Source organism: Flavobacterium artemisiae, assembly GCF_042678225.1.
Lineage (GTDB): Bacteria > Bacteroidota > Bacteroidia > Flavobacteriales > Flavobacteriaceae > Flavobacterium > Flavobacterium artemisiae.
Genome location: NZ_JBHUDZ010000012.1, coordinates 321,268 through 342,058, shown reverse-complemented (window position 1 = coordinate 342,058; position 20,791 = coordinate 321,268). Strand labels below are relative to the sequence as shown.

Genomic DNA, 20,791 nt, shown 5'->3' with positions numbered 1-20,791 from the left:
ATTGATAAAAAATGCATGAACACATACATTTTATTAATTATACCACATACAATTTATAAATTATACCTACCATAGTAAACCACATAACTTATTGATTTACAAAATATTGTATTGATATTTTTTTCATAAAAACCCACAAATGCTTAATTTCGATTAACGGTTTCTCTTTTTCTCTAGTTTTGAAGAAGCAATAATCTTAAACCTTAAAAACATGAAAAAAAGACATTCAAAAACAAAAGATTTTGATGTATATAAAAGCCTAAAAATCGAGTTCAAAAAGTGATTTTTTCAGCTCTAAAATGACCAAAAAAAATGCTATAAAAACATTTTTAAAATTGGAAATTTGATAAAAAAAGAAAGATTTTAAACTGCAATTGCATCTAATTTTTTTCTGTTACCCGCCTTTAAAAAGTAAAATTCAGCATTCAAAAAACAACTTTTTTACCCTTTCTATTTACCCCAAAAAATAGAAAAATTAACCTGCAAAGTCAATTTGGCTTAAACATTATTTAGTCTTAGAGGTGAAATTTTAACGAGACAAAACTTAACAAAAAAAACATCGTTTTAGAAAGATTTTTTGTGATTAAAGAAACCTAAAAGAAAATGAAATCTGTATAAAAATTCTATTTCTGAAATGAATATTAAAAAAAATATAATCCTATTTCGAATAAAAAATTGAAAAGCAATCCTAAAAAATTAAAAAGATGAAAAGCACAAAATTAAAATTCAGCGATTTCCAAGTAGAGAAAATTAGTAAAGAACAACAAAAAGCAATTAGAGGAGGTGAAGGTGAAGAGACAGATCCTAAAAATGGCGGAGGCGGAAGCGGAAACAACTAAGACTCATCAAATTATCAAAACATACATATTTAACTTAAAAAGCCTATAAAATGAAAAACTCAAAATTAAAATTCAGCGATTTCGAATTAGAGCAAATTACAAAACAACAACAAAAAGCAGTAAGAGGCGGTGATGGTGAAGGCGATCCAATTGATCCTAAAAATGGCGGCGGTGGAAGTGGAAATGGAAAATAGTTTCCTATTTAAAAAACTAATAATTCAATAGATACATATAAAAACGTATAAAATGAAAAGTACAAAATTAAAGTTCAGCGATTTCGAATTAGAGCAAATTACAAAACAACAACAAAAGGCAGTAAGAGGCGGTGATGGAGAAACGCCGCCAATTGATCCTAAAAATGGAGGCGGTGGCAGTGGAAACGGTTAATCATAAAAGCTGTCACTTAAATATTATTCGCAAATTGAGCTGGAGATACTCCAGTTCTTTTGCGAAATGATTTTGCAAAAGAAACCGCATTCTTGAAACCAACACTTTCAGCAATCGCCTGAGTCGAATATTTACGATATAAATGATTGGTTATCATTTGATTAATCACATAGTTAATCTTCAATTCGTTAGTATATTCACCAAAAGATTTACCAAAGCGTTTATTAACTACATAGGATAAATAAGTGGTATTGGTTTTGATTTTTTTAGCTGCATATGCTAATGTAAAGTCGGCATTTAGATATTCTAATTTTTCTTCTAAAGCCAATAATTTCTCTACAATCTTATTTTCCTTAGCCTCATCAATACTCAAATTGGCATTTTCTTTCTTAAGCTGTACTTCGACCTCTTCGAGTTCTGGAACTATAACTTCTTCTGGAATCTGCTGCTCTTTTTCGATTTCTTTTTTCTCCAAATTGGCCTTAAATTCTTCGATTAAAGCATTCATTTTTTTATGGGCTTTGTTTTTATCCCTGATATTTTTGATCAAGAAAAATACAATTCCAATCACCAGAATAACATAAAATATTTTTAAGGCTTTATTTCTAAAGACTTCATATTTATATTTTTCTCGAACGTTAACCATCTCTTCACTAAGATCTGCTGTTCCTAATTGATAATTAACTTCCAGCGCTTCGTCTCTAAGTTCTCCTTCATAATTCTCATAAGAATCCAAATATAATTTGGAGTGTTTATAAGCTAATTCGGGTTCGTTTTTAATACTATAAATTTTAGCCTGAATAAAATTAGATCTAAAATAGCTGTTATCAATTGTTTTATTTTTCTCTAATACAGAGTCTATCTTTTTCAAAAATATAAGAGATCTATCATATTTTTTCTGACTGTAGTAAAGATCACCCAGATTAAAGTTTGCAATCTTGAAGTAGTTTTCATTACCAGATTGCTTGGCATAAATTGCAATATCGTAATAGATTTTTTCAGCATTTGCATAATCTTTTTTAAACACATAGATATTACCCAAACTAAGTTTGGCATTCATCTTATTGTCAATATAATTTTGAGAATATGTTATTGATTTCTTATAGAAATACTCGGCTGAATCTAATAAAACAGTTCGGTTTCTATTTTTAGCATAATATGCCTCGTAAGAATTCCCTAAGTTATTATTAATATTGCTTTTACTATTTTGAAACTGATCTCTGTCGTATAAATTTTCATTTTTATCTAGAAAATCATTATTCTGTCTTAGGTATTTAATCGAAAGTTCATAGTTTCCGACCTGTTCATTAACCAATGCAATGTTGCTCTTGAATTTTACGATTTGAATGACATCGTTGATTTTACTGGAAAGTCTAACTCCTTCCTGATAATTAGTTAAGGCTTTGCTGAAGTTTCTTCTTTTCCATTCTGCAAGGCCTCTGTAATTATACAAATACGATCTAAGTCTGATTTTTTCATTAGATTCCGGCATTTTTTCCCAATGTTGCAGCGCAGTTTGGTAGGATTCTTCAGACTTTGCTTTATTGCTTTTTAATTGATATAAATAAGAAGCCGCACCATAAGCAAAAGCCAGGTGTTGTGGATTATTAGATTGTTGTAATTGACGAACAAATTTAAGCCCTTCGTCAAAATCCCCGTTAATACTGAATCGAATTTTACTTTGTATTGCTAAATACTCTTTTTCTGTAAACTCCTTTTTGGGTTGAGCAGTACCAGTATAAAACAGTAATAAAAATAAAAAAGAGATGATCAGCCTCATTTATGTTGTTTTTGGAATTCAAAAATAGTCTATAAATTATCAATAAACTACAATTAATTTGCCAATTCTCTAATAATTTTATTTTTACAATAAAATAATATAACAATTTAATCGTGTTTTGTTATATTTTTATTCATTAAATTTGTTTTCTTAAAACTATAAACATGAAACCAGACTTATTTCAATCGCCAGATTACTATAACTTAGACGATTTGCTTACAGACGAACACAAATTAGTTCGCGAATCTGCACGTGCTTGGGTCAAAAGAGAAGTTTCTCCAATAATAGAAGAGTATGCTCAAAAAGCAGAATTTCCAAAACAAATCATAAAAGGATTAGGCGAAATTGGTGGTTTCGGACCTTATATTCCTGTAGAATATGGAGGTGCGGGATTAGACCAAATCTCATATGGTTTGATTATGCAGGAAATTGAACGTGGCGATTCTGGTGTAAGATCTACTTCATCCGTACAATCTTCGTTGGTAATGTATCCTATTTGGAAATACGGAAACGAAGAGCAACGCATGAAATACCTGCCAAAACTGGCAACAGGAGAATTTATCGGCTGTTTTGGCTTAACTGAACCAGATCACGGTTCTGACCCTGGAAGCATGATTACCAATTTTAAAGATATGGGCGATCATTATCTTTTAAATGGTGCTAAAATGTGGATTTCTAATGCGCCTTTTGCTGATATTGCTGTTGTTTGGGCAAAAAATGAAGAAGGAAGAATTCACGGTTTAATTGTAGAACGCGGTATGGAGGGTTTTTCGACTCCAGAAACACATAATAAATGGTCGCTTCGTGCATCTGCAACCGGCGAATTGATTTTTGATAATGTAAAAGTGCCAAAAGAAAATCTTTTACCAAATAAATCTGGACTTGGTGCTCCACTGGGCTGTCTAGATTCTGCTCGTTACGGAATTGCCTGGGGTGCAATCGGTGCTGCTATGGATTGTTATGATACTGCTTTGCGTTATGCAAAAGAGCGAATCCAATTCGGGAAACCAATTGGAGGAACACAATTACAGCAGAAAAAATTGGCAGAAATGATTACCGAAATCACAAAAGCACAGTTATTAACTTGGCGTTTAGGCGTTTTGAGAAACGAAGGAAAAGCTACGACAGCGCAAATTTCGATGGCAAAACGAAACAATGTTGATATGGCAATCCATATTGCCCGCGAAGCAAGACAAATGCTCGGAGGTATGGGAATTACTGGCGAATACTCGATTATGCGCCACATGATGAACCTAGAAAGTGTGATTACTTATGAAGGAACTCATGACATTCATTTATTGATAACTGGTTTGGATGTAACTGGAATTCCAGCATTTAAATAAAAAACAATTATTAAAATATATACAAAATAAATATGAAAAGCTTCTTCTAACCGAGAAGCTTTTTATCTTTGCACCAAAATTTCCAAAAATGAATATCGAAACGATAAACAAAAGTATCCAAACTCAAAAAGACCAGCTTTTAAATCATTCATTATACAATAAAATTCAAAACATAGACGATTTACGCAGTTTTCTAGAAACTCACGTATTTGCTGTTTGGGATTTTATGTCTCTTTTAAAAGCGTTACAAGCCAAACTTACCTGCACTACAACACCTTGGTTTGCTACCAAAAATCCAGAAACTCGATATTTAATCAATGAAATTGTTCTTGCCGAAGAAACAGATTTAACGCTTGACGGAAGAAGACAAAGTCATTACGAAATGTATCTTGAAGCAATGGAAGACTGTTTTGCTGATACAACTGGAATTTTAAAATTCTTATCAGAAGTAAATTCGCTTCAAAATATTTTTGTTGCGATTAAACAAAGTTCCTTACATCCAAACGTAAAAGCCTTTTTGGACTTTACTTTTAGAGTGATCGAAGAAGGAAAACCGCACGAAATCGCTGCTGCTTTTACCTTTGGAAGAGAAGATTTGATTCCGAGTATGTTTACTGAAATATTAAAAAATTTCCAGAAAAACCTGCCTGAAACAAATTTGGGTAAATTATTATATTATTTCGAAAGACATATAGAACTAGACGCAGACGAGCACGGCCCAATGGCAATGCAAATGATCACAGAATTATGTGAAAATGATGCTCAAAAATGGAAAGAAGTAGAAGAAGTTTCGATCTTGGCTCTAGAAAAACGTATCGGGCTTTGGAATGCTATTGAAGAAGAAATTCTTCTAAAAACAGAAATGGCTTAAAATCCAAATCCTCTTATTTAACGTAACTATTTGTTTAAAACGACCTCAATCTAATTTAAACAGATTATGAAATTACAATTTAAACAAATAGTTACCTTTTTATTCTGCGTCTTCCTTTTGAGTTGCAGCGCTGAAGAATCTAATTCTGATCCTGTTGCCACTACTCCACCAGTTGTAAATCCGCCGGTAACAAATCCTAATACGCCTATTGCGAGTTCTATCAATTACTTAGCGCTTGGTGACAGTTATACAATCGGTCAAAGCGTATGCGAAACCTGCCGTTTTCCAGAACAGCTTAAACAAAGTCTGCTAAATATGTATGCTAGTACTATTTCGCTAAAAATAATTGCTACAACAGGCTGGACAACATCCAATTTACTTTCAGCTATTAATACACAAAATCCAGACTCCAATTACGATTTGGTAACACTTTTAATCGGAGTGAACAATCAATATCAGCATAGAAATTTTTCTGTTTACGAAAAAGAATTTCCAGAATTGGTAAACAAAGCCATTAAGCTTGCGAAAGGGGATGCAAAAAATGTTGTGGTTATTTCGATCCCAGATTATGCTTACACACCTTACGGAAAAAGTGTAGCCGGTGATCAAAGTGCGATGATTTCTACCGAAATCGATCAATACAATTCTTTTGCCGAGAAATACTGCAGCAACAACAATATTGTTTTTGTAAACATTACAGACATTACACGTCAAGGTCTAAGCAATCCAAATCTTGTAGCTTCAGACGGACTTCATCCTTCGCAGATTGCGTACAAAATGTTTGTTGACCGCATGATGCCAAAGGTAAAATCTGCTTTACAAGATTAATTTTTTGATTTTTCAGGAGCAGAAATTTACGTTTTCAAAAGAACCTTTAGTCCCGCTATCCGCTATATCTTTTATGTTCCCGTTAAAAAAACGGGATCATAAAAGGATACCGCTCCTATCGGGGCTAGATTAGAACTTTTTGTTTTTATTAGACCTTAAAAATCGCGTTGCAAAACAAAACTTAAGATAATGTCATACTCCAAGTCCCTTTTCCCGGACTATAAAATACTGGAAAAAAACCGTATAGGAAAGCCACCTTTCTCTTAAAAAACCATTTACCACTTATCTCCGTTTTATCTTTAGAAAAACTTCCTTCGTAATAAAGTGTCGGGTGTTTTCTGTCTACCATTATTCGCTCTCCATTTTCAAGTATCTGACAATTTAGAGGCATAAATTTCGAAATCGAACTTGATCCTTTTTTACCTTTCCAACAACATTTCCAGTCTCTTTCATCCCGCCAGTGGCAACGTCATCGTTTACTTTTCCTAGAAAATTACCATTTTCAAAACTTTCAATTACAATCGTAAAATTCGTTTTTTCAAAACCCATTGCTTCCTGAATTTTTTCATTATCAAACTTGTAGTAACCTTTCCAGTTTCCAATCATAATTTTATGGTTTAATTTAAATATTTTAAAAGCGTTAATTTACTTCTTCGATTTCCAGATAAAACCGTCCAGCAGATAATGTGTAAACTGCGGCACGCTCAACAACGGAACCAAAAAAATCTGCCAGCTTGAAAAATCAAAACTGCTTATGCTGATATTTTCATTCCAAACAAAAAATTCCCAGAGAAACTCCTCTGAAAAAGCGATTAATAACAAAATTCCGATGTAGATTAAAATTCCTTGATATCTTTTTAAAAAAGACAAATTGCCTAATTCTTTTTCTGATTTTCCTTCGATTTCTCTAAAGTAAACCAAAGCCATATAGGGAATTCCGTGCGAAACAACATTCAATAAAGTAAAAATAAGATCATCGTTGAAGTACACAATTCCGAAATACCACGAAAGCGCCGTTCCCAAAATAATACTGTTTTTCGGGATATTAAAAAATCGGTTTTTAATAGACTGAAATGCCGTATAAACCACATACAAAATCATAATTCCCGCATAAACCCAAAAGAGCAACTCGAGAATCGATTCATTCTGGAATTTAAAAAACTCATCTTCTACAAACCAGTTAAACTTTCGCTTTGACGAAAAAAACCAATACAGCATCGGATATCCTGTTGAAGCATAAATTGCCAGATTGTCAATCCAAACCGAAATCTTAGTTTTTGCTTCTTTTCTGGCATACAATCTCATAAAACCATATTGCTGTCTGATGAAATGAAAAACAGCCACATACGCCAAGAAAGACCAAAAAACCAAGCTTCCGAAAGAGAAAAGAATTATTCCGATCACAAAACAAATAATTGGCAGAAAAATCAATCTTTTTCGTTGTTTCTGAAATTCATCTGCAACAAAATAAGTTTTAAATAAAGTGGCGTACACATGCGCTACATCTATAAAAACAATTAAAAAAAGCCAAGTGTAAAAAGAATATTCATTTTCAATTTCAGTTATATAATCCTGAAAAAGAAAAATCAAGGCCAGCACAAAAAAAGACGGCCCAATAATAAATACCAGATCCGTTTTGGCTTTATGAATCCAAGGTTGTTCCATCTAAAATCTGGTTTACTGCATTAATTCCTTGATGAAAAGCTTCTTCAAAAATCGAAATTCCTGATAAATCGGTATGGGCAAAATATATTTTTCTGTCTATATTTTGTTTTGCTTTTTGTTTTGATTCGCCAAAAATAAATCCTGGAGCAGGCGAAATCATTCCGTGACCGAGTAAAAATATTTCGATTTCTTCTGTAAATTCATCAATATCAGAATGCGCGATTTTTAAATCATTCAAAACAAATTGTTTCCAATATTCTTTGTCTTTTTTATAAATCTCTTTTCGCGTTTTCTTCAAATCTCCCGACGAAAAACTATGATAATACGTAATAACTTTTTTATCCTGAATCTGTTGCAAAGTCTGATGCTGATCATAGACATATCCCAAACCTTTGGCATCATAAATGACATTGTCCCAAGCCAGCGGAAAACCATAATCATCTTCTAAATCGTTTACTGTTAAAGTCGCCAGAAGCCACGGCGTGTAATGAAAATCTTTGGTAAACTCTTTTCGGTCTTTCAGCAAATATTGATTTACAAACTGCGGTGAACTCATAATTACTTTATCAGCAATTATTTCGACAGAAGTTTTAGAAACATCATCAAAAGCTTTGGCAGTCACTTTGTTGTTTTCGATTTTAACTTCGTAAACCAAATGATTTTTCAGTGTTTTATCTGCCGTATATTTTTGTAAATGATGCGCCAATCTTGCATTTCCTTCTGGCCAGGTTAAAACGCTGTCATTTTTTTCTGGCGTAGAATCTTGTTTTCTTCCAGCAAAATAATGAATTCCTGCCCAAGCCGAAACGTAAGGAATTCCCAATCCGAAATCATCTTTACAGCAATAATCGATGTAATTGAACAAAGGCACAGAAGAAAACTGATTGTCTTCAAACCATTGTTTCATCGTAATTTTATCTAAAGCCCGAGTTTCTTCATCAATCGAAGAAAGATAAAGCGGAATATCAAATAAGTATTTCTGATCTACTCCTTTTGCTTTTCTAAAAATATCCATTTTTTGAAAGAATTTCTGAAACTCCAAATCGTCTGAAGTCGAATTTCCTTCTTTCGGAACCACACCTTCCTGCCAGTTATTTTTGTAAAATAAACGTTCGTCTGGCGCAAAAGTCAATTGTAGTTCGTCGAAAATGGGAAAATCTTTAGCATCATAACCTAGAATTATTTTTTCTTCTTCCAGAAATTGCAGTAACTCTTTGTCGTGCCTATTCGGCAATGGCAGATAATGCGCGCCTAAAGGATATTTAGAATATTTATTTTCGCCGTTAGAAGAGTTTCCGCCCAAATGATTTTCTAATTCAACAATCAAAAAATCGGTTATTCCCTTTTTCTGAAACTGACGTGCCGCGCTTAAACCCGAAATTCCACCGCCGACAATAAGATATGGAATCTTGATTTGTTTCGTTGGTTTTGGAAAATCTTTAATCCATAAACGATGTCCCAAAAGGTGTTTTGTTCCCGATAAACGAATCATCAAGACCGCAATTTTATCAGAACAAAACTGCAGAAACGGAACTGCGATTAAAGCCGCACCGACTACTTTTATAAAACTCCTTCTGGATTTATTGCAGTTTTCCCCACTCTTCATCAAAATAGCGTACTAAAATCTGGTTGTCTAAACGGTTGATTTCTATTTGATTTGAGATCATATCGTTTGTAAAATAATTAAATCGATCGAATTGATAATTGTAAAATTTCAGTCCTTCGGCCTTTCTGTTTACGGTATTAAAAGTGGTTCCAAAACCGTTTATTGCAATCGTATAGCCCCACTCTCCAAAAGACGGAACATACGCATGATACGCATCGACCTGCGGAAAAACCTGCATCACAGTTTTATTGATACACCAAAACGATTTTGGCGCAAAATAAGGCGAAGTGGTTTGTATCACTAATGCGGCATCGGGCTTTAAAATGGTTTTTATGGTTTGGTAAAAATTCAAAGAGTACAATTTCCCCAAACTATAATTGGACGGATCTGGAAAATCGATTATCGCAGCATCAAATTGTTCTTTACAGTTTTTAGCCCAAATATAAGCGTCGGCATTGATAACGGTTACTTTTGGATTATTTAGTGCATTTTTATTGAAATCGGTTAAAACTTTATTCGTTTTAAAAAGTTTCGTCATTCCTTCATCCAAATCGACTAAGGTTACTTTTTCTACTTCTTTGTATTTCAAGATTTCACGAACAGCCAAACCATCACCGCCTCCTAAAACCAAAACATTTTTAACGTTTTTTGCAATCGACATCACGGGATGCACCAGAGCCTCGTGATAACGATATTCGTCGGCAGACCTAAACTGGAGGTTATTATTTAAATAAAGCCTGTAATCACTCTTATTATGCGTTAAAACGATACGCTGATAGGGAGTTGAATTGGTATAAATGATATTTTCTCCATATAATTTCCCTTCAGAATATGCTAAGATATTATCTGAAAAAATGAAAACAGTCAGCAGCAATAAAAAAGAAAAAATGGCTTTTGTTCTTAATAATGAAGGTTTTTTCAGCTCTCTTTTTAAAAGAAAACATAGAACAATTGCAATGGTTATATTGATCATTCCGAAGAAAAGCGAAGTTCCCATAATACCCAGTTTCGGAACCAAAACCAGCGGAAACAAAATCGAAGCGAGTAAAGCTCCGATATAATCAAACGTAAAAACATTCGAAACCAAATCTTTGAACTCTACTCTGTCTTTTAAAATATTCATTAAAAGCGGAATTTCTAACCCAACCAAAAAACCGGTTACGAAGACAAATAAGTACAAAATGAATTGAAACGAACCTACATTTTCGAACAATAAAAACAAAACAACCGAACTCAATCCGCCAATCAAACCGACTAAAATTTCGATTTCTACAAAAGTGTTGAGCAGATTTTTGTGGAAAAACTTAGAGAAAAAAGAGCCTATACCCATCGAAAACAGGTACACGCCAATAATAAATGAAAATTGTTTTACCGAATCCCCCAATAAATAACTCGCCAATGTTCCTGCGACCAACTCGTAAATAAGTCCACAGGTGGCGATGATAAATACGGCAAACAGTAAAAGAAATTCAAACCTAAGAAACTTTTTACCCATGAATTGCGGCACTAATAATCATGGAAAGACCAATGATGAATCCTGCCAAAACAATAGCAACGGCAACATTATTTTTTTCAACTACTTCTTTCCAAGTGTTTTCTGGAGTCAATTTTTCGATGATAAAATAACCTATCAACAGAATGATTATTCCTAAAATTGAATAGATGATCGAATTAATTATTGGCTGAGCGTGTATAAATTCCATAATGATACGTTTTATTATTTATGATAAAAATGATTTCTTGAACTATGGCTTCTCGCCGTGCTGTATTTTTCGGTGGTTTCGCAGTCACATATTCGGTTTCCAGCCAAAGCAAAATAGAAATAAACTCCGAGGGAAAAAGCTCCAATTAAGAGAGGAATTCGGTTGTTCTTTATAAAAGCAGTAATTTTTTCCATAGTAATTTATTCTGAATAAGGTGAATAAGAGCTGTCTGACCAACGGCTTTTTTCAAAACTATATTTAAGCAAATAGATAATTACAAAAACAATGATCATGAAAATAATCGTAAACCAGGCATTTCTGCTCGAAGGCTGCCTCCAGATTACATTAATCTCCATTCCGTAATTGGCAAGATCCTCAGGTGCTTTCATCGGTGTTACCAAAAGATGGTATTTACCGCCTTTTACACCGCAAATATTAAATTTTTCCTCTTTACTGCCTTCGTTCCAATATTCGCCGTCAGTATAACCGTGATAGTATTCGATGTCTTTGTTAGCGTAAATTTCGTCGCTCGTTTCTTCGTTGATCAGAGCTATATTTACGTTGGCCCAAGAATTGTCTACGCTCGACGAAACCTCAACGGTTAAAGGTGCCGAAGCACCATTTAAAACAAAAGACTCACTTGTTATCTGCTTGTTGTCAGATTCTTTAAATTCAATTATTTTCGAAAAAACTTTTTGTTCTGTTTGATCTTTATAAAGAAGCCAATCTGCCGTTAAAATAAACAAAGCAAAAACACAGAAAATAATGGCCGTATTTCGAATATCAAATCGAAAGGGCTGAATCATATTTACTCCTAACTGATATGGCAAAGAGGTCTTTTTAAATGCTTTTTGAATAACATCTTTCTTTACGTATTCTCCATAATATGAAGTCTCAATACCATTCATTATTTCTACAGAAATGATATTTGGAGGATTAATATACTCAACTAAATGAATGTATTTATTCTGTGGAAGTTCAAAATCAAAAAATCCTCTTGCATTTATAATTTCAGCATCAGAATACTCAAATATATCGTATTCTACATCTTCGTACTCCAATGAATTTGGATGATCACTTACATTGAAAATTTCTTCCATTTCTTCGAGAATCATCCAATGTCCGTTTGAAAGTGAAAGATAAAGAAAATCTTTCGCCTCATTTTGAAGTATGAATTCTATCCAAGAATAATTTGGATGAACATTTTTTCTTAGAATTCCCGTTACTTTATAGTTACTTCCATTTAAGAAACCAATATCTCCAATTTCCAGCGGACACTCAAAATCAATCTTTTTATATTGAAATTTTTTACGAAACTGTCCATTATTATCAACAGCATATATACTCTGACATTTTGGACAAACAAAATTGACTACTTCAAAACCAACCTCTAATTCGGTTTCTGTATTACAGATGTAACAAGGAATCTTCATATTTTATCGGTTAATTTCAAAATCTTTAATAATTGACGCTTCAAAATAAGCCACATAATCTGCCATTACAGCACGCACTTTTAGTGAATTGTCCTGAAGATAATTACACAAATAAACGTCCAAAGTAAGCTGATTGTATTCTGGCCAAGTGTGTATACAAATATGCGATTCTTTTAGGCAGAACGAGATCGTAAAACTTTGATTTTCGAAATCATGTACTACAGCCCCAACTTTCTCCAATTCGTATTTTTCTAGAATAGAATGGGTAACGTCAACAAACCCCGCACTGTTGGTCAGTTTAGAAATTTCGTCGACATGTAAAGTTACCAGTTTGTGTAATCCTGGTGAATAAGGAGGTAAATCCATCTAATTATTTATAAAGCACAGAGGCCAAATATATAATATTTCTATAATAAAATAATGCGGGAAAACGTATTTTGAATAGTTTTATATCTGTTCACGAACTGTGGCTATCTATTTAGGTTTTTAAAGTTTTTTGGAAGAAGAAATGAGCTTTTAAAAAACGTTTTTTATTTATAATTTTCAAAATCAACTTCAACTTTTTCAAACATTTCTGACTTTTCTAAGATAGAATTTATTCTAACTAAAGCTTCTTGATTATCTTCTGCAGTTATAAAACCAAGACCCCAGATATCTTTAGAAAGTGTGAACTGTCCTATTTCTGAATTTATTGTCATTAACATTTCGTCATTCATCCATAAATCAAGAATATCGATCATTTTTGGTTTTATTTCATGAATGGTTTGTAAAAAATCGGCAGTAAAAGTTTCGCTTTCGGCGCCGTTAAAAACATCGATCAAAAGTTCTTCTGATTTGTAAGCTGGGCGAAAATAATATTGGTACATTTTTCGGTTTTAATTAAATCTTATACTAAAATACAGAACCTTTTAAAAACTTCAGCATTGATCTAGAATTTACGTTTTCTAAATTTTCTATAAAAACAGTACTTTTGTGTAAATAATGAAAAGCGTATCTTACAAAAAAGCTTTGTTTTTTACGAAAACAGATTCTTACCTCAACAATTTTAAATATCTTTGAATCATGAGCACAGCAATAAAACCAAATCATATAGGGCGAAAAATAAGCCGTATTCGTGAACTAAAAGACATGAAACAGGAAGCTTTAGCACAAGCTTTAGGCACAAATCAACAAGCCGTTTCGATAATGGAAAACAGCGAAACCATTGACGAAGAAAAACTGAAAGAAGTTGCAAAAGCACTTGGCGTAACTGTAGAAGCAATTCAAAATTTTTCTGAAGAAAATATGATTAATTATTTTGCTAATTTTTATGACAATAGCTCTAACTCTGGAAACATACAGCCAAATCACTGTACGTTCAATCCATTAGATAAATTAGTTGAAGTTTATGAGGAGAATAAAAAACTTTACGAACGTTTATTACAATCTGAAAAAGATAAAAATGAATATTTGGAGAAGTTGCTTAAAGGGAAATAGTTTTTGTTTATATTAAAAATTAAAAAATCTATCGATTAGTTTTTCTTATACTCTCAACATAATTACTCATAGGCTTACATGAGGGATGATTATCAATTTCCAATTTTGCTTTTTCAATTATCTTTTGAGGCGCATCAATTTTATAAAGTAAGACTCTAATTCCCGTTACAGTTTGTTTGCCTTGATAATCTGTTTTTCTATAGCTAATTTTTAATCCACTCTTTTTCACAATGCTCAAAAGATTTGGAATTAAATGTTGAAAATTTTTTGGAGATGAAAATGTTAAGTCATCAACATATCTAGTATAAGTAATATCATTTTCCTCACATATTTTTATAAGCTCATAATCCGTTTTAAGAAAAAAAATATTAGAAATATGTGTGCTCGTTGGAGTTCCTTGTGGTAACTCACCTTTCCAAGTTGTTAATTTAGTCATGTAAAAAGCAAACTGCTTATTGTAACCTAATTCAATAAACAAATCATGAATTTTCTTTGCTTTAACAGAAGGATAGAAATCTTTTAAATCAGTTACAAAAACGAATTTATTACCTTGGTGAGGTTTTGCATTTGTTATATTACTTCTTTTCTTGACTCCACCATGCACATTACTTGGTAATTCAATTTTAGAAAGAATTCTATCTTTTATCTTTGACTGAATAAGATTCAATCTTTTTTTCGATGGTCGAATTACTCGCTCCTTAACAGTTCCATCTAAGTATGTTTTAGGTTTTCCTGTTTTATTATCAATTTTTTGCTCAATACGTTCTCTATAATGATCATCTATTGACTGTATAATTTCATCAAGATCTTTACTTTTCTCACCTATAACTGATGGTAAAAACAATTTATTTTTTGTCTCTAAAGAATTCATTAATAAAAGATTTAACGGATGGATTTATAATTGCAAAAGCTTCTCTTTTTTCTGGAGCAACATCTTCTTCATTTAAAGACATAAAAAACAATATCGGTAAAGGGATATCAAGTTTTTGACTTATAACTTTTAAAGTCGACAAATTAGGTTCCTTTGAATTATTTTCAATTTGAGAAAGATATGTCTGAGTAATCCCACAAGATAAAGCAAGCTCATTCTGAGTTTGTCCTTTCTGTTTTCTTGTGTCTTTAATAACTTGACCTATGTTCATGATAATTAGTATAAAAAAAATTAAAGAGGTGTCGGGAATTTAACGATATTGATTTTAAAATCATGATTTACAGCATCAAATTAAAAAATCTAATTAGAAGAGCGATAATATCTGATACTTCAGATTTATAGTTTTTATCAGTCAGTCCTTTTTTCTTTCTTAATCTATTTAATTTAGCTATTGCATCATTTAATAAATTAACATCATTCTCCGATAGAGAGCACTGGTTCTTTGCGATGGTTAAAGCGTTTATTAAACCATCGATGTTTTGAAGTCTAGATATTCTTGACATATTATTTAAGTTTTAGTAATAGCTTCGTTGCTATCTGCTTATTTAACAATCGTTAATTACTAAATGCGTAGACAATGCTCTCACGCACCACTTCAAAATTCTGCTTCCAAAAAGAAACTTTAGTATCAATCAATTTATCTTCTTATTCACTTAAAACTTTCTTTGATCATAATCGAATGGTTCATCGATTCTTTTCACGATAAAGATAGCGGCGCTTTTTCAGGGGCGTCGACAGCTTTTCAGTAACTTTAGATAATTGTGTCCTAAATCCCAATTAAGGGTTGTTCAAGAAAATGAACAAAAATTTAAACTCTCCATTTAGCAATTAACTTTCAAAACATGTTTCAAAGAACTATGATGCAAATATACAAACATATTACTGATAGTTAATAAAATAAGTGTTAAAATTTTAATAAATATAATAACTAACTGAAAACCAAATTATTATTTATTTTTAAAAATATCAAAAGGACTATACTCTTAAAATAAATTGAGATTTTAGCAAAGAGAAATTCAGTTGTAAAGTAATTCTTTACAACTGAACCAATACATAAATCATTATATTTCAGAAAATTACACTCAAATAAGATTATATTTGAATAGAGGTGTCAAAAAAATTCTGATACTGAAAAAATCAATAAAAAAACCTCGAAATATAGATTTCGAGGTTCGGTATTATTTTAATTTAAAAACTTGCAGAGAGGAAGGGATTCGAACCCTCGATACAGTTACCCATATACTAGCTTTCCAGGCTAGCTCCTTAAACCACTCGGACACCTCTCTATTTTGGTCTGCAAAGAACACAAAAAAAATTGAGTTTACAAAAGTAATTCAAGATTACTTAAATGCTCTTTTTAAATTCTTCCATAAACAATTTTACTGCTTTTTTCTGGTAACCGCCAATCGTGAGCATAAAAGCTTCGCGTTTTGTGGCAACTCCTGTAATTTGTATCGCACGTAGTTCATCCCAGCCTTTTAGGGCTTTTTCGGCCACAATTGTTGACCAATCGCTGTTTTCTACCATTTGCAATAATGCATGAATAGAATGCAGCTCGATCGAAATCTTTGGTTTCATGTTAAACTTCTGAAATAATTCTTCGACAAATTCCCTTGAATTCGAACCTTTTCCGGGCAGAATCAGCGGAATATCTTCTATTTTCTTAAAAGCAATTTTGTCCAGATTCGCCAAAGCATGATTTTTAGAAACTGCCATAACCATATTTGAGGTAAACAAAGGCACTTTCTGAATCGGATTTTCAATCGCGTGCGACGGAATTACCAAAACGACATCTACAGTATTATCTATAAGTTTTTGTTCCAGCGATTCTGTCGTTCCGTATTCTACAATGATTTTGAGATTCTGATATCTTTTAGCAAAAGTATTGACAATGGGAAGAATCAAAAGTCCGAAAATGTAGGTTACGCCAATTCGGAGTTCACCGCCGATCATTTCGTTCAAATCGACGATTGCTTGTTTTCCGTTTTCTATATTTTCGACCACTTTTTTGGCATGAAGCAAGAAAACAGAACCTGCTTCGGTCAATTGAACTTTCTTCCCAATTCGCTTAAACAAAGGCATTCCAAGTTCTTCTTCCAATTTTTTGATTTGCTGCGAAAGTCCCGATTGGGTTACAAAACACAATTCAGCCGCTTTTGTAAAATGCAAAACTTCAGCAGTTTTAATAAAATATTGCAGTTGATAAATTTCCATATTGATAAGTTTAAGTACTTATTATCAGTAAAATTATTAATTTTTCTAATGAAATCATAATCACGAACTTTGTAATCAAATAATAAGATCATGTTTAAAGCCTTAAAATCTAAAAATTTCAAACTCTTCTTTTACGGTCAATCTGTTTCGGTTATCGGAACTTGGATGCAGAAAACGGCCGTGAGCTGGATGGTTTACAGTATAACAGGTTCTGTATTTTTATTGGGACTGGCGACTTTCTTAAGTATGATTCCGTCTTTATTTCTTGCGCCTTTGGCTGGAAGTATTATTGGTCGTTACGACAAACACCGCGCGATGATTGTGCTGCAATCTTTAGCGATGCTTCAAGCTGGGATTTTGGCTTTGCTGATTTACTTAAAAATTTATAATATCAATTTTATTCTGGCATTGAGTTTAATGCAGGGAATTATCAATGCGTTTGATATGACCTGCCGCCAAACGATGATGATTGATATTGTGAATGATAAAGAAGATCTTCCAAATGCGGTTGCCTTAAATTCTACCATGAACAACTTTGCTAGAATTGCCGGACCTGCCCTTGCCGGAATTATTCTGCACCAATATGGTGAAGACATTTGTTTTATTGGAAACTTTATTAGTTACATTCCTGTTTTGATTTCATTGTTTATGATGAAAATCACACCCCATATTAAAGCTGAAAACAAATTGAATATGATCGACGATTTAATGGAAGGTCTTGATTATGTCAAAAAAGAAACCGAAATGGCAAGAATGCTTCTGATGCTGACTTGCAGCAGTTTGTTTGTGATTTCGTTTAATACTTTGATGCCTGTTTTTGCGAAAGATATTTTTAGCGGAAACGCCGAAACCTTCAGCTGGTTCGAAAGCGCCGCCGGAATTGGTTCTGTTCTTTCTGCCATTTATCTAGCGAACTTAAAATCGGCAGAAAATATGAATAAACTGATGATTGCAGCCAGTTTACTTTTGGGTTTCAGTATTATCATTTTATCTTTTTCAAATAGTATGACAATTGCTTTGATCTGTATGACTTTAAGCGGCATCGGAATGATGGGACAAACTTCTTCTATCAACATTTATATTCAGACACACAGCGCCGTAAATATGCGTTCTAGAAGTATTAGTTATTATATGATGGCGTATCAAGGAATGATTCCTGTGGGAAGTTTGATTATTGGTTATGTTTCTCACTCTCTTGGAGTTCGAGCTACAGTTGCCATTCAGGGAATTATTTGTATTCTTTCGGTCTTGGTTTATGTCTATTATAAAAAACATAAAGTGGAAGAGGAATTGGAGACTTGTCCGGTTACTTATAAAAATTCCTAATTCTAACTTTACTTTTTTGAACCATATAAGTGATATAAGTTCATTTAATTAAGATGGTTAATTGACAAACTTAACTATTCAACTTTGTCAAAGTTCTTTACCATTCCAATTACACACGAGCTTGTCATTTCTTAATCTTCGAAATGAAAAGTTTGAGATTTGGAATTTGGGATTTAAAAAATTGGAATTTCGTTTTTAAGATATTTCACCACGCAAAGCAGTTTCAAAAATACCTTTGAATTCGTTTTGCGGAATATTATGTCCAAGCAGATACATTAGTTTTGTAATCGCTGCTTCTGTAGTAATGTCTTTTCCTGAAATAACACCCAAAGATTTTAAAGCTGTACTGGTTTCGTATTGTCCCATGTTTACGCTTCCGCCTGAACATTGGGTTACGTTTACGATGTGCATTCCCGATTTGATGGCTTTTTCGATTAAGTTTAAAAACCAATCTTCAGTTGGTGCATTTCCAGAACCGTAAGTTTCCAGAACAATTCCACGTAAACCTGAAGTTGCTAATATTGAAGCTAAAACAATTTCGCTCATTCCTGGAAACATTTTAATAATCGCCACGTGATTATCTAAGTTTTTGTGAACGATTAATTTAGCGTCTTTATTTATAGGAAGAAATAAATGTTTATTCAATTTTAAATGAACGCCGGATTCTACCAATTCAGGATAATTTGGCGCCGTAAATGCTCTAAAATGTTCTGCATTTACTTTAGAAGTTCGGTTACCACGGTATAATTTGTATTCAAAATACAAACAAACTTCTGTAATAACTGGTTTTCCGTTTTCTAAAAGTGACGCAATCTGAATTGCTGTTATCAGGTTTTCTTTTGCATCAGTACGCAAATCTCCAATTGGCAGTTGCGAACCTGTAAAAACAACAGGTTTAGACAAATTCTCGAGCATAAAACTTAATGCCGAAGCCGAATACGACATCGTATCAGATCCGTGTAAAACCACAAATCCGTCAAAAGAAGCGTAGTTTTCCTCAATCATTGTGGCAATTTTTGTCCACATTTGAGGATTCATATTGGAAGAATCAATTGGATGTTCGAAAGAAATCGATTCGATTTCGCAGTCCAATTGTTTGATTTCTGGAATTTTCTGAATCAATTTACCAAAATTGAAGGCTTTAAGCGCTCCAGTCTCAAAGTCTTTGCTCATACCGATTGTTCCTCCGGTATAAATCAGCAGTATTTTAGCTTTAGATGACATCTTGGTATTTTAATTTATTGACAACAGGATTGGCATACATGGCCAAAAATCCTTGTCTTGTCACAGGATTATCACTTCCGATTCTCATTTCTAAACGACGCTCAAAAAGTTGTTTTTCACTTTCTTTATACTTTTCAGCAAATCGTTCTGTTTCGTTTAAAATATCGTACGCAATAAAATTAGTCGGCCATAATTGATAATTTTTCAAAATCACATCATCAATTGTTTGTGCCAAAGCCTGAATTTGCTTGTTTGCATTGTCATTTTCTGCCACAATCTGATCGATTTCGGTATCTAAAACATCTCCGACAGAAATGTGTATTCTTTTTTTAGTTCCCATGATACCACTGATGATATTCATGAAATCTTCATTTTTATCTTTTACATATACTTCGTTGTTGGCTTCTGCCATTAATTGCGGCATTTTCAACACATCAGTCGGGTCGTATTCGTACGAAATAGAAACAGGAACGATTTTTAATTTCTTAAAATAATCCATTAAATTTTCTTCGTCAGAACCCATTCCGATCATTTTTAAAACTCCTGGATTGGTTTCATCGTTTCCGTCTTTTGTTCTGCCTTCTTTCTGTGCAATCCAAACCGAACGGTTTTCGCGAAGCAGTAATTGTCCCATATATTCAGACAATAACTTCGAACTTTGAAGCATTTCTCGAGGCGTTAAACCCCTCAAAACCAAAAAGTTTCTATTCAATTTAGCTAAAGTAGACAAAAATGCTTTTTTAACTAAATTGTCTCCAATTGCCGATGCTGTCATTACCAAACCATGTTCGAATAAACATACATTTAGTAAAGTGGTATCCAGAAGAATATCTCTGTGATTGGAGATAAATAAATAGGAAGTATTTGGCTCTAGTTTTTCAAAACCTGAAGTTGTTAATCCTTCTGAGCTTTTTTCTAGGACTTTTTGAATAGTGTTATAAATAAAATTGCATTGAAAATCACGAATCGAATGTGTTTTCTTAAGTTGTTCCTTCCAAACCTCATCTTCTACTTCCGGAAAAGTAAAGTTCATCATGGTTTTCATCATCGGATGATTAACCGCGACTTGAAGTACTTCGTTTATTTCGGAATCATAAAAAGGTCGAATGGCATCAAATTTCTGCATTATTTATATAGATTTTAAGTGGGCAAAAGAACAAAAAAA

General features: G+C 32.8%; 25 protein-coding genes and 1 tRNA gene. 8 read left to right on the top strand and 18 right to left on the bottom strand.

What is annotated here, in order from left to right; translation table 11 throughout:
• Positions 1-704 precede the first annotated feature (704 nt).
• The 3 genes from ACFSC2_RS12185 to ACFSC2_RS12175 are packed head-to-tail and all read left to right on the top strand — an operon-like array spanning position 705 to position 1,226.
• Entirely contained in the window at positions 705-839 is a 135-nt protein-coding gene (locus tag ACFSC2_RS12185) for an rSAM-modified peptide (RefSeq protein ID WP_379815169.1), read from the top strand.
• A 50-nt stretch (positions 840-889) separates the two neighbouring features.
• Complete coding sequence (locus ACFSC2_RS12180) at positions 890-1,033, top strand: rSAM-modified peptide (RefSeq protein ID WP_379815170.1); 144 nt, start codon at positions 890-892, stop codon at positions 1,031-1,033.
• Between the two features lie 52 nt (positions 1,034-1,085).
• Positions 1,086-1,226: an rSAM-modified peptide gene (locus ACFSC2_RS12175; protein ID WP_379815171.1), complete on the top strand. Its 141-nt coding sequence runs from the start codon at positions 1,086-1,088 to the stop codon at positions 1,224-1,226.
• 16 nt (positions 1,227-1,242) lie between these two features.
• Here the strand turns inward: ACFSC2_RS12175 and ACFSC2_RS12170 are convergent, their stop codons facing one another.
• The gene (locus ACFSC2_RS12170) at positions 1,243-1,554 is read right to left on the bottom strand and encodes a helix-turn-helix domain-containing protein (RefSeq protein ID WP_379818666.1); all 312 of its coding nucleotides are present in this window, start codon (positions 1,552-1,554) and stop codon (positions 1,243-1,245) included.
• Positions 1,555-3,170: 1,616 nt separating this feature from the next.
• Between ACFSC2_RS12170 and ACFSC2_RS12165 the strand changes: the two genes are divergently transcribed.
• The 3 genes from ACFSC2_RS12165 (at position 3,171) to ACFSC2_RS12155 (ending at position 6,048) form a co-directional block, all read left to right on the top strand.
• Positions 3,171-4,349 (top strand): acyl-CoA dehydrogenase family protein, encoded by a 1,179-nt coding sequence (locus tag ACFSC2_RS12165; RefSeq protein WP_193846160.1) that lies wholly within the window; start codon positions 3,171-3,173, stop codon positions 4,347-4,349.
• An 88-nt stretch (positions 4,350-4,437) separates the two neighbouring features.
• The gene (locus tag ACFSC2_RS12160) at positions 4,438-5,220 is read left to right on the top strand and encodes a DUF3050 domain-containing protein (RefSeq protein WP_379815172.1); all 783 of its coding nucleotides are present in this window, start codon (positions 4,438-4,440) and stop codon (positions 5,218-5,220) included.
• A gap of 66 nt (positions 5,221-5,286) precedes the next feature.
• Positions 5,287-6,048 (top strand): SGNH/GDSL hydrolase family protein, encoded by a 762-nt coding sequence (locus ACFSC2_RS12155; protein ID WP_379815173.1) that lies wholly within the window; start codon positions 5,287-5,289, stop codon positions 6,046-6,048.
• 181 nt (positions 6,049-6,229) lie between these two features.
• Here ACFSC2_RS12155 and ACFSC2_RS12150 read toward each other — a convergent pair whose 3' ends face one another.
• The 10 genes from ACFSC2_RS12150 to ACFSC2_RS12105 form a co-directional block, all read right to left on the bottom strand.
• A complete protein-coding gene (locus ACFSC2_RS12150; RefSeq protein WP_379818651.1) occupies positions 6,230-6,397 on the bottom strand; it encodes a hypothetical protein in 168 nt (55 codons plus the stop codon).
• A gap of 32 nt (positions 6,398-6,429) precedes the next feature.
• A complete protein-coding gene (locus tag ACFSC2_RS12145) occupies positions 6,430-6,654 on the bottom strand; it encodes a hypothetical protein (RefSeq protein WP_379815175.1) in 225 nt (74 codons plus the stop codon).
• A 39-nt stretch (positions 6,655-6,693) separates the two neighbouring features.
• Positions 6,694-7,713, bottom strand: a complete 1,020-nt coding sequence (locus ACFSC2_RS12140; RefSeq protein ID WP_379815176.1) for a hypothetical protein — start codon at positions 7,711-7,713, stop codon at positions 6,694-6,696.
• Positions 7,691-9,319: an NAD(P)/FAD-dependent oxidoreductase gene (locus ACFSC2_RS12135; RefSeq protein ID WP_379815177.1), complete on the bottom strand. Its 1,629-nt coding sequence runs from the start codon at positions 9,317-9,319 to the stop codon at positions 7,691-7,693. Before ACFSC2_RS12135 ends, ACFSC2_RS12140 begins: the two co-directional genes overlap by 23 nt.
• Positions 9,294-10,814, bottom strand: a complete 1,521-nt coding sequence (locus tag ACFSC2_RS12130) for a polyamine aminopropyltransferase (RefSeq protein ID WP_379815178.1) — start codon at positions 10,812-10,814, stop codon at positions 9,294-9,296. The genes ACFSC2_RS12135 and ACFSC2_RS12130 overlap by 26 nt, the downstream gene beginning before the upstream one ends.
• Positions 10,807-11,022 carry a DUF350 domain-containing protein gene (locus tag ACFSC2_RS12125; protein ID WP_379815179.1) on the bottom strand — a complete coding sequence of 72 codons (216 nt, stop codon included), beginning with the start codon at positions 11,020-11,022 and terminating at the stop codon, positions 10,807-10,809. The genes ACFSC2_RS12130 and ACFSC2_RS12125 overlap by 8 nt, the downstream gene beginning before the upstream one ends.
• A gap of 14 nt (positions 11,023-11,036) precedes the next feature.
• Positions 11,037-11,216, bottom strand: a complete 180-nt coding sequence (locus ACFSC2_RS12120; protein ID WP_379815180.1) for a hypothetical protein — start codon at positions 11,214-11,216, stop codon at positions 11,037-11,039.
• A 6-nt stretch (positions 11,217-11,222) separates the two neighbouring features.
• Positions 11,223-12,455, bottom strand: coding sequence for a DUF4178 domain-containing protein (locus ACFSC2_RS12115; protein ID WP_379815181.1), 1,233 nt, complete (start codon positions 12,453-12,455; stop codon positions 11,223-11,225).
• A gap of 3 nt (positions 12,456-12,458) precedes the next feature.
• A complete protein-coding gene (locus ACFSC2_RS12110) occupies positions 12,459-12,821 on the bottom strand; it encodes an S-adenosylmethionine decarboxylase family protein (RefSeq protein WP_379815182.1) in 363 nt (120 codons plus the stop codon).
• A gap of 164 nt (positions 12,822-12,985) precedes the next feature.
• On the bottom strand, positions 12,986-13,321 hold the full coding sequence (locus tag ACFSC2_RS12105) for a hypothetical protein (protein ID WP_379815183.1): 336 nt from the start codon (positions 13,319-13,321) through the stop codon (positions 12,986-12,988).
• A gap of 196 nt (positions 13,322-13,517) precedes the next feature.
• Between ACFSC2_RS12105 and ACFSC2_RS12100 the strand changes: the two genes are divergently transcribed.
• Entirely contained in the window at positions 13,518-13,931 is a 414-nt protein-coding gene (locus ACFSC2_RS12100; protein WP_379815184.1) for a helix-turn-helix domain-containing protein, read from the top strand.
• Between the two features lie 28 nt (positions 13,932-13,959).
• Here the strand turns inward: ACFSC2_RS12100 and ACFSC2_RS12095 are convergent, their stop codons facing one another.
• The 5 genes from ACFSC2_RS12095 to ACFSC2_RS12075 all read right to left on the bottom strand — a co-directional run bounded on the left by ACFSC2_RS12095 (position 13,960) and on the right by ACFSC2_RS12075 (position 17,076).
• Positions 13,960-14,802: a reverse transcriptase family protein gene (locus ACFSC2_RS12095; RefSeq protein WP_379815185.1), complete on the bottom strand. Its 843-nt coding sequence runs from the start codon at positions 14,800-14,802 to the stop codon at positions 13,960-13,962.
• Positions 14,777-15,073, bottom strand: coding sequence for a helix-turn-helix domain-containing protein (locus ACFSC2_RS12090; protein ID WP_379815186.1), 297 nt, complete (start codon positions 15,071-15,073; stop codon positions 14,777-14,779). The genes ACFSC2_RS12095 and ACFSC2_RS12090 overlap by 26 nt, the downstream gene beginning before the upstream one ends.
• Before the next feature lie 67 nt (positions 15,074-15,140).
• A complete protein-coding gene (locus ACFSC2_RS12085; RefSeq protein WP_078226969.1) occupies positions 15,141-15,365 on the bottom strand; it encodes a hypothetical protein in 225 nt (74 codons plus the stop codon).
• A gap of 696 nt (positions 15,366-16,061) precedes the next feature.
• Positions 16,062-16,148, bottom strand: a tRNA-Ser gene (locus tag ACFSC2_RS12080).
• A gap of 58 nt (positions 16,149-16,206) precedes the next feature.
• Positions 16,207-17,076, bottom strand: coding sequence for a LysR substrate-binding domain-containing protein (locus ACFSC2_RS12075; RefSeq protein WP_379815187.1), 870 nt, complete (start codon positions 17,074-17,076; stop codon positions 16,207-16,209).
• A gap of 90 nt (positions 17,077-17,166) precedes the next feature.
• Here ACFSC2_RS12075 and ACFSC2_RS12070 point away from each other — a divergent pair, with 90 nt between their 5' ends.
• Positions 17,167-18,402, top strand: a complete 1,236-nt coding sequence (locus ACFSC2_RS12070) for an MFS transporter (RefSeq protein ID WP_379815188.1) — start codon at positions 17,167-17,169, stop codon at positions 18,400-18,402.
• Positions 18,403-18,597: 195 nt separating this feature from the next.
• On the opposite strand, the gene ACFSC2_RS12065 is transcribed toward ACFSC2_RS12070, so the two are convergent.
• Both ACFSC2_RS12065 and ACFSC2_RS12060 read right to left on the bottom strand, forming a co-directional pair.
• Positions 18,598-19,626 (bottom strand): asparaginase, encoded by a 1,029-nt coding sequence (locus ACFSC2_RS12065; protein ID WP_379815189.1) that lies wholly within the window; start codon positions 19,624-19,626, stop codon positions 18,598-18,600.
• Positions 19,616-20,752 (bottom strand): 1-acyl-sn-glycerol-3-phosphate acyltransferase, encoded by a 1,137-nt coding sequence (locus ACFSC2_RS12060; protein ID WP_379815190.1) that lies wholly within the window; start codon positions 20,750-20,752, stop codon positions 19,616-19,618. Before ACFSC2_RS12060 ends, ACFSC2_RS12065 begins: the two co-directional genes overlap by 11 nt.
• Positions 20,753-20,791: the final 39 nt, after the last annotated feature.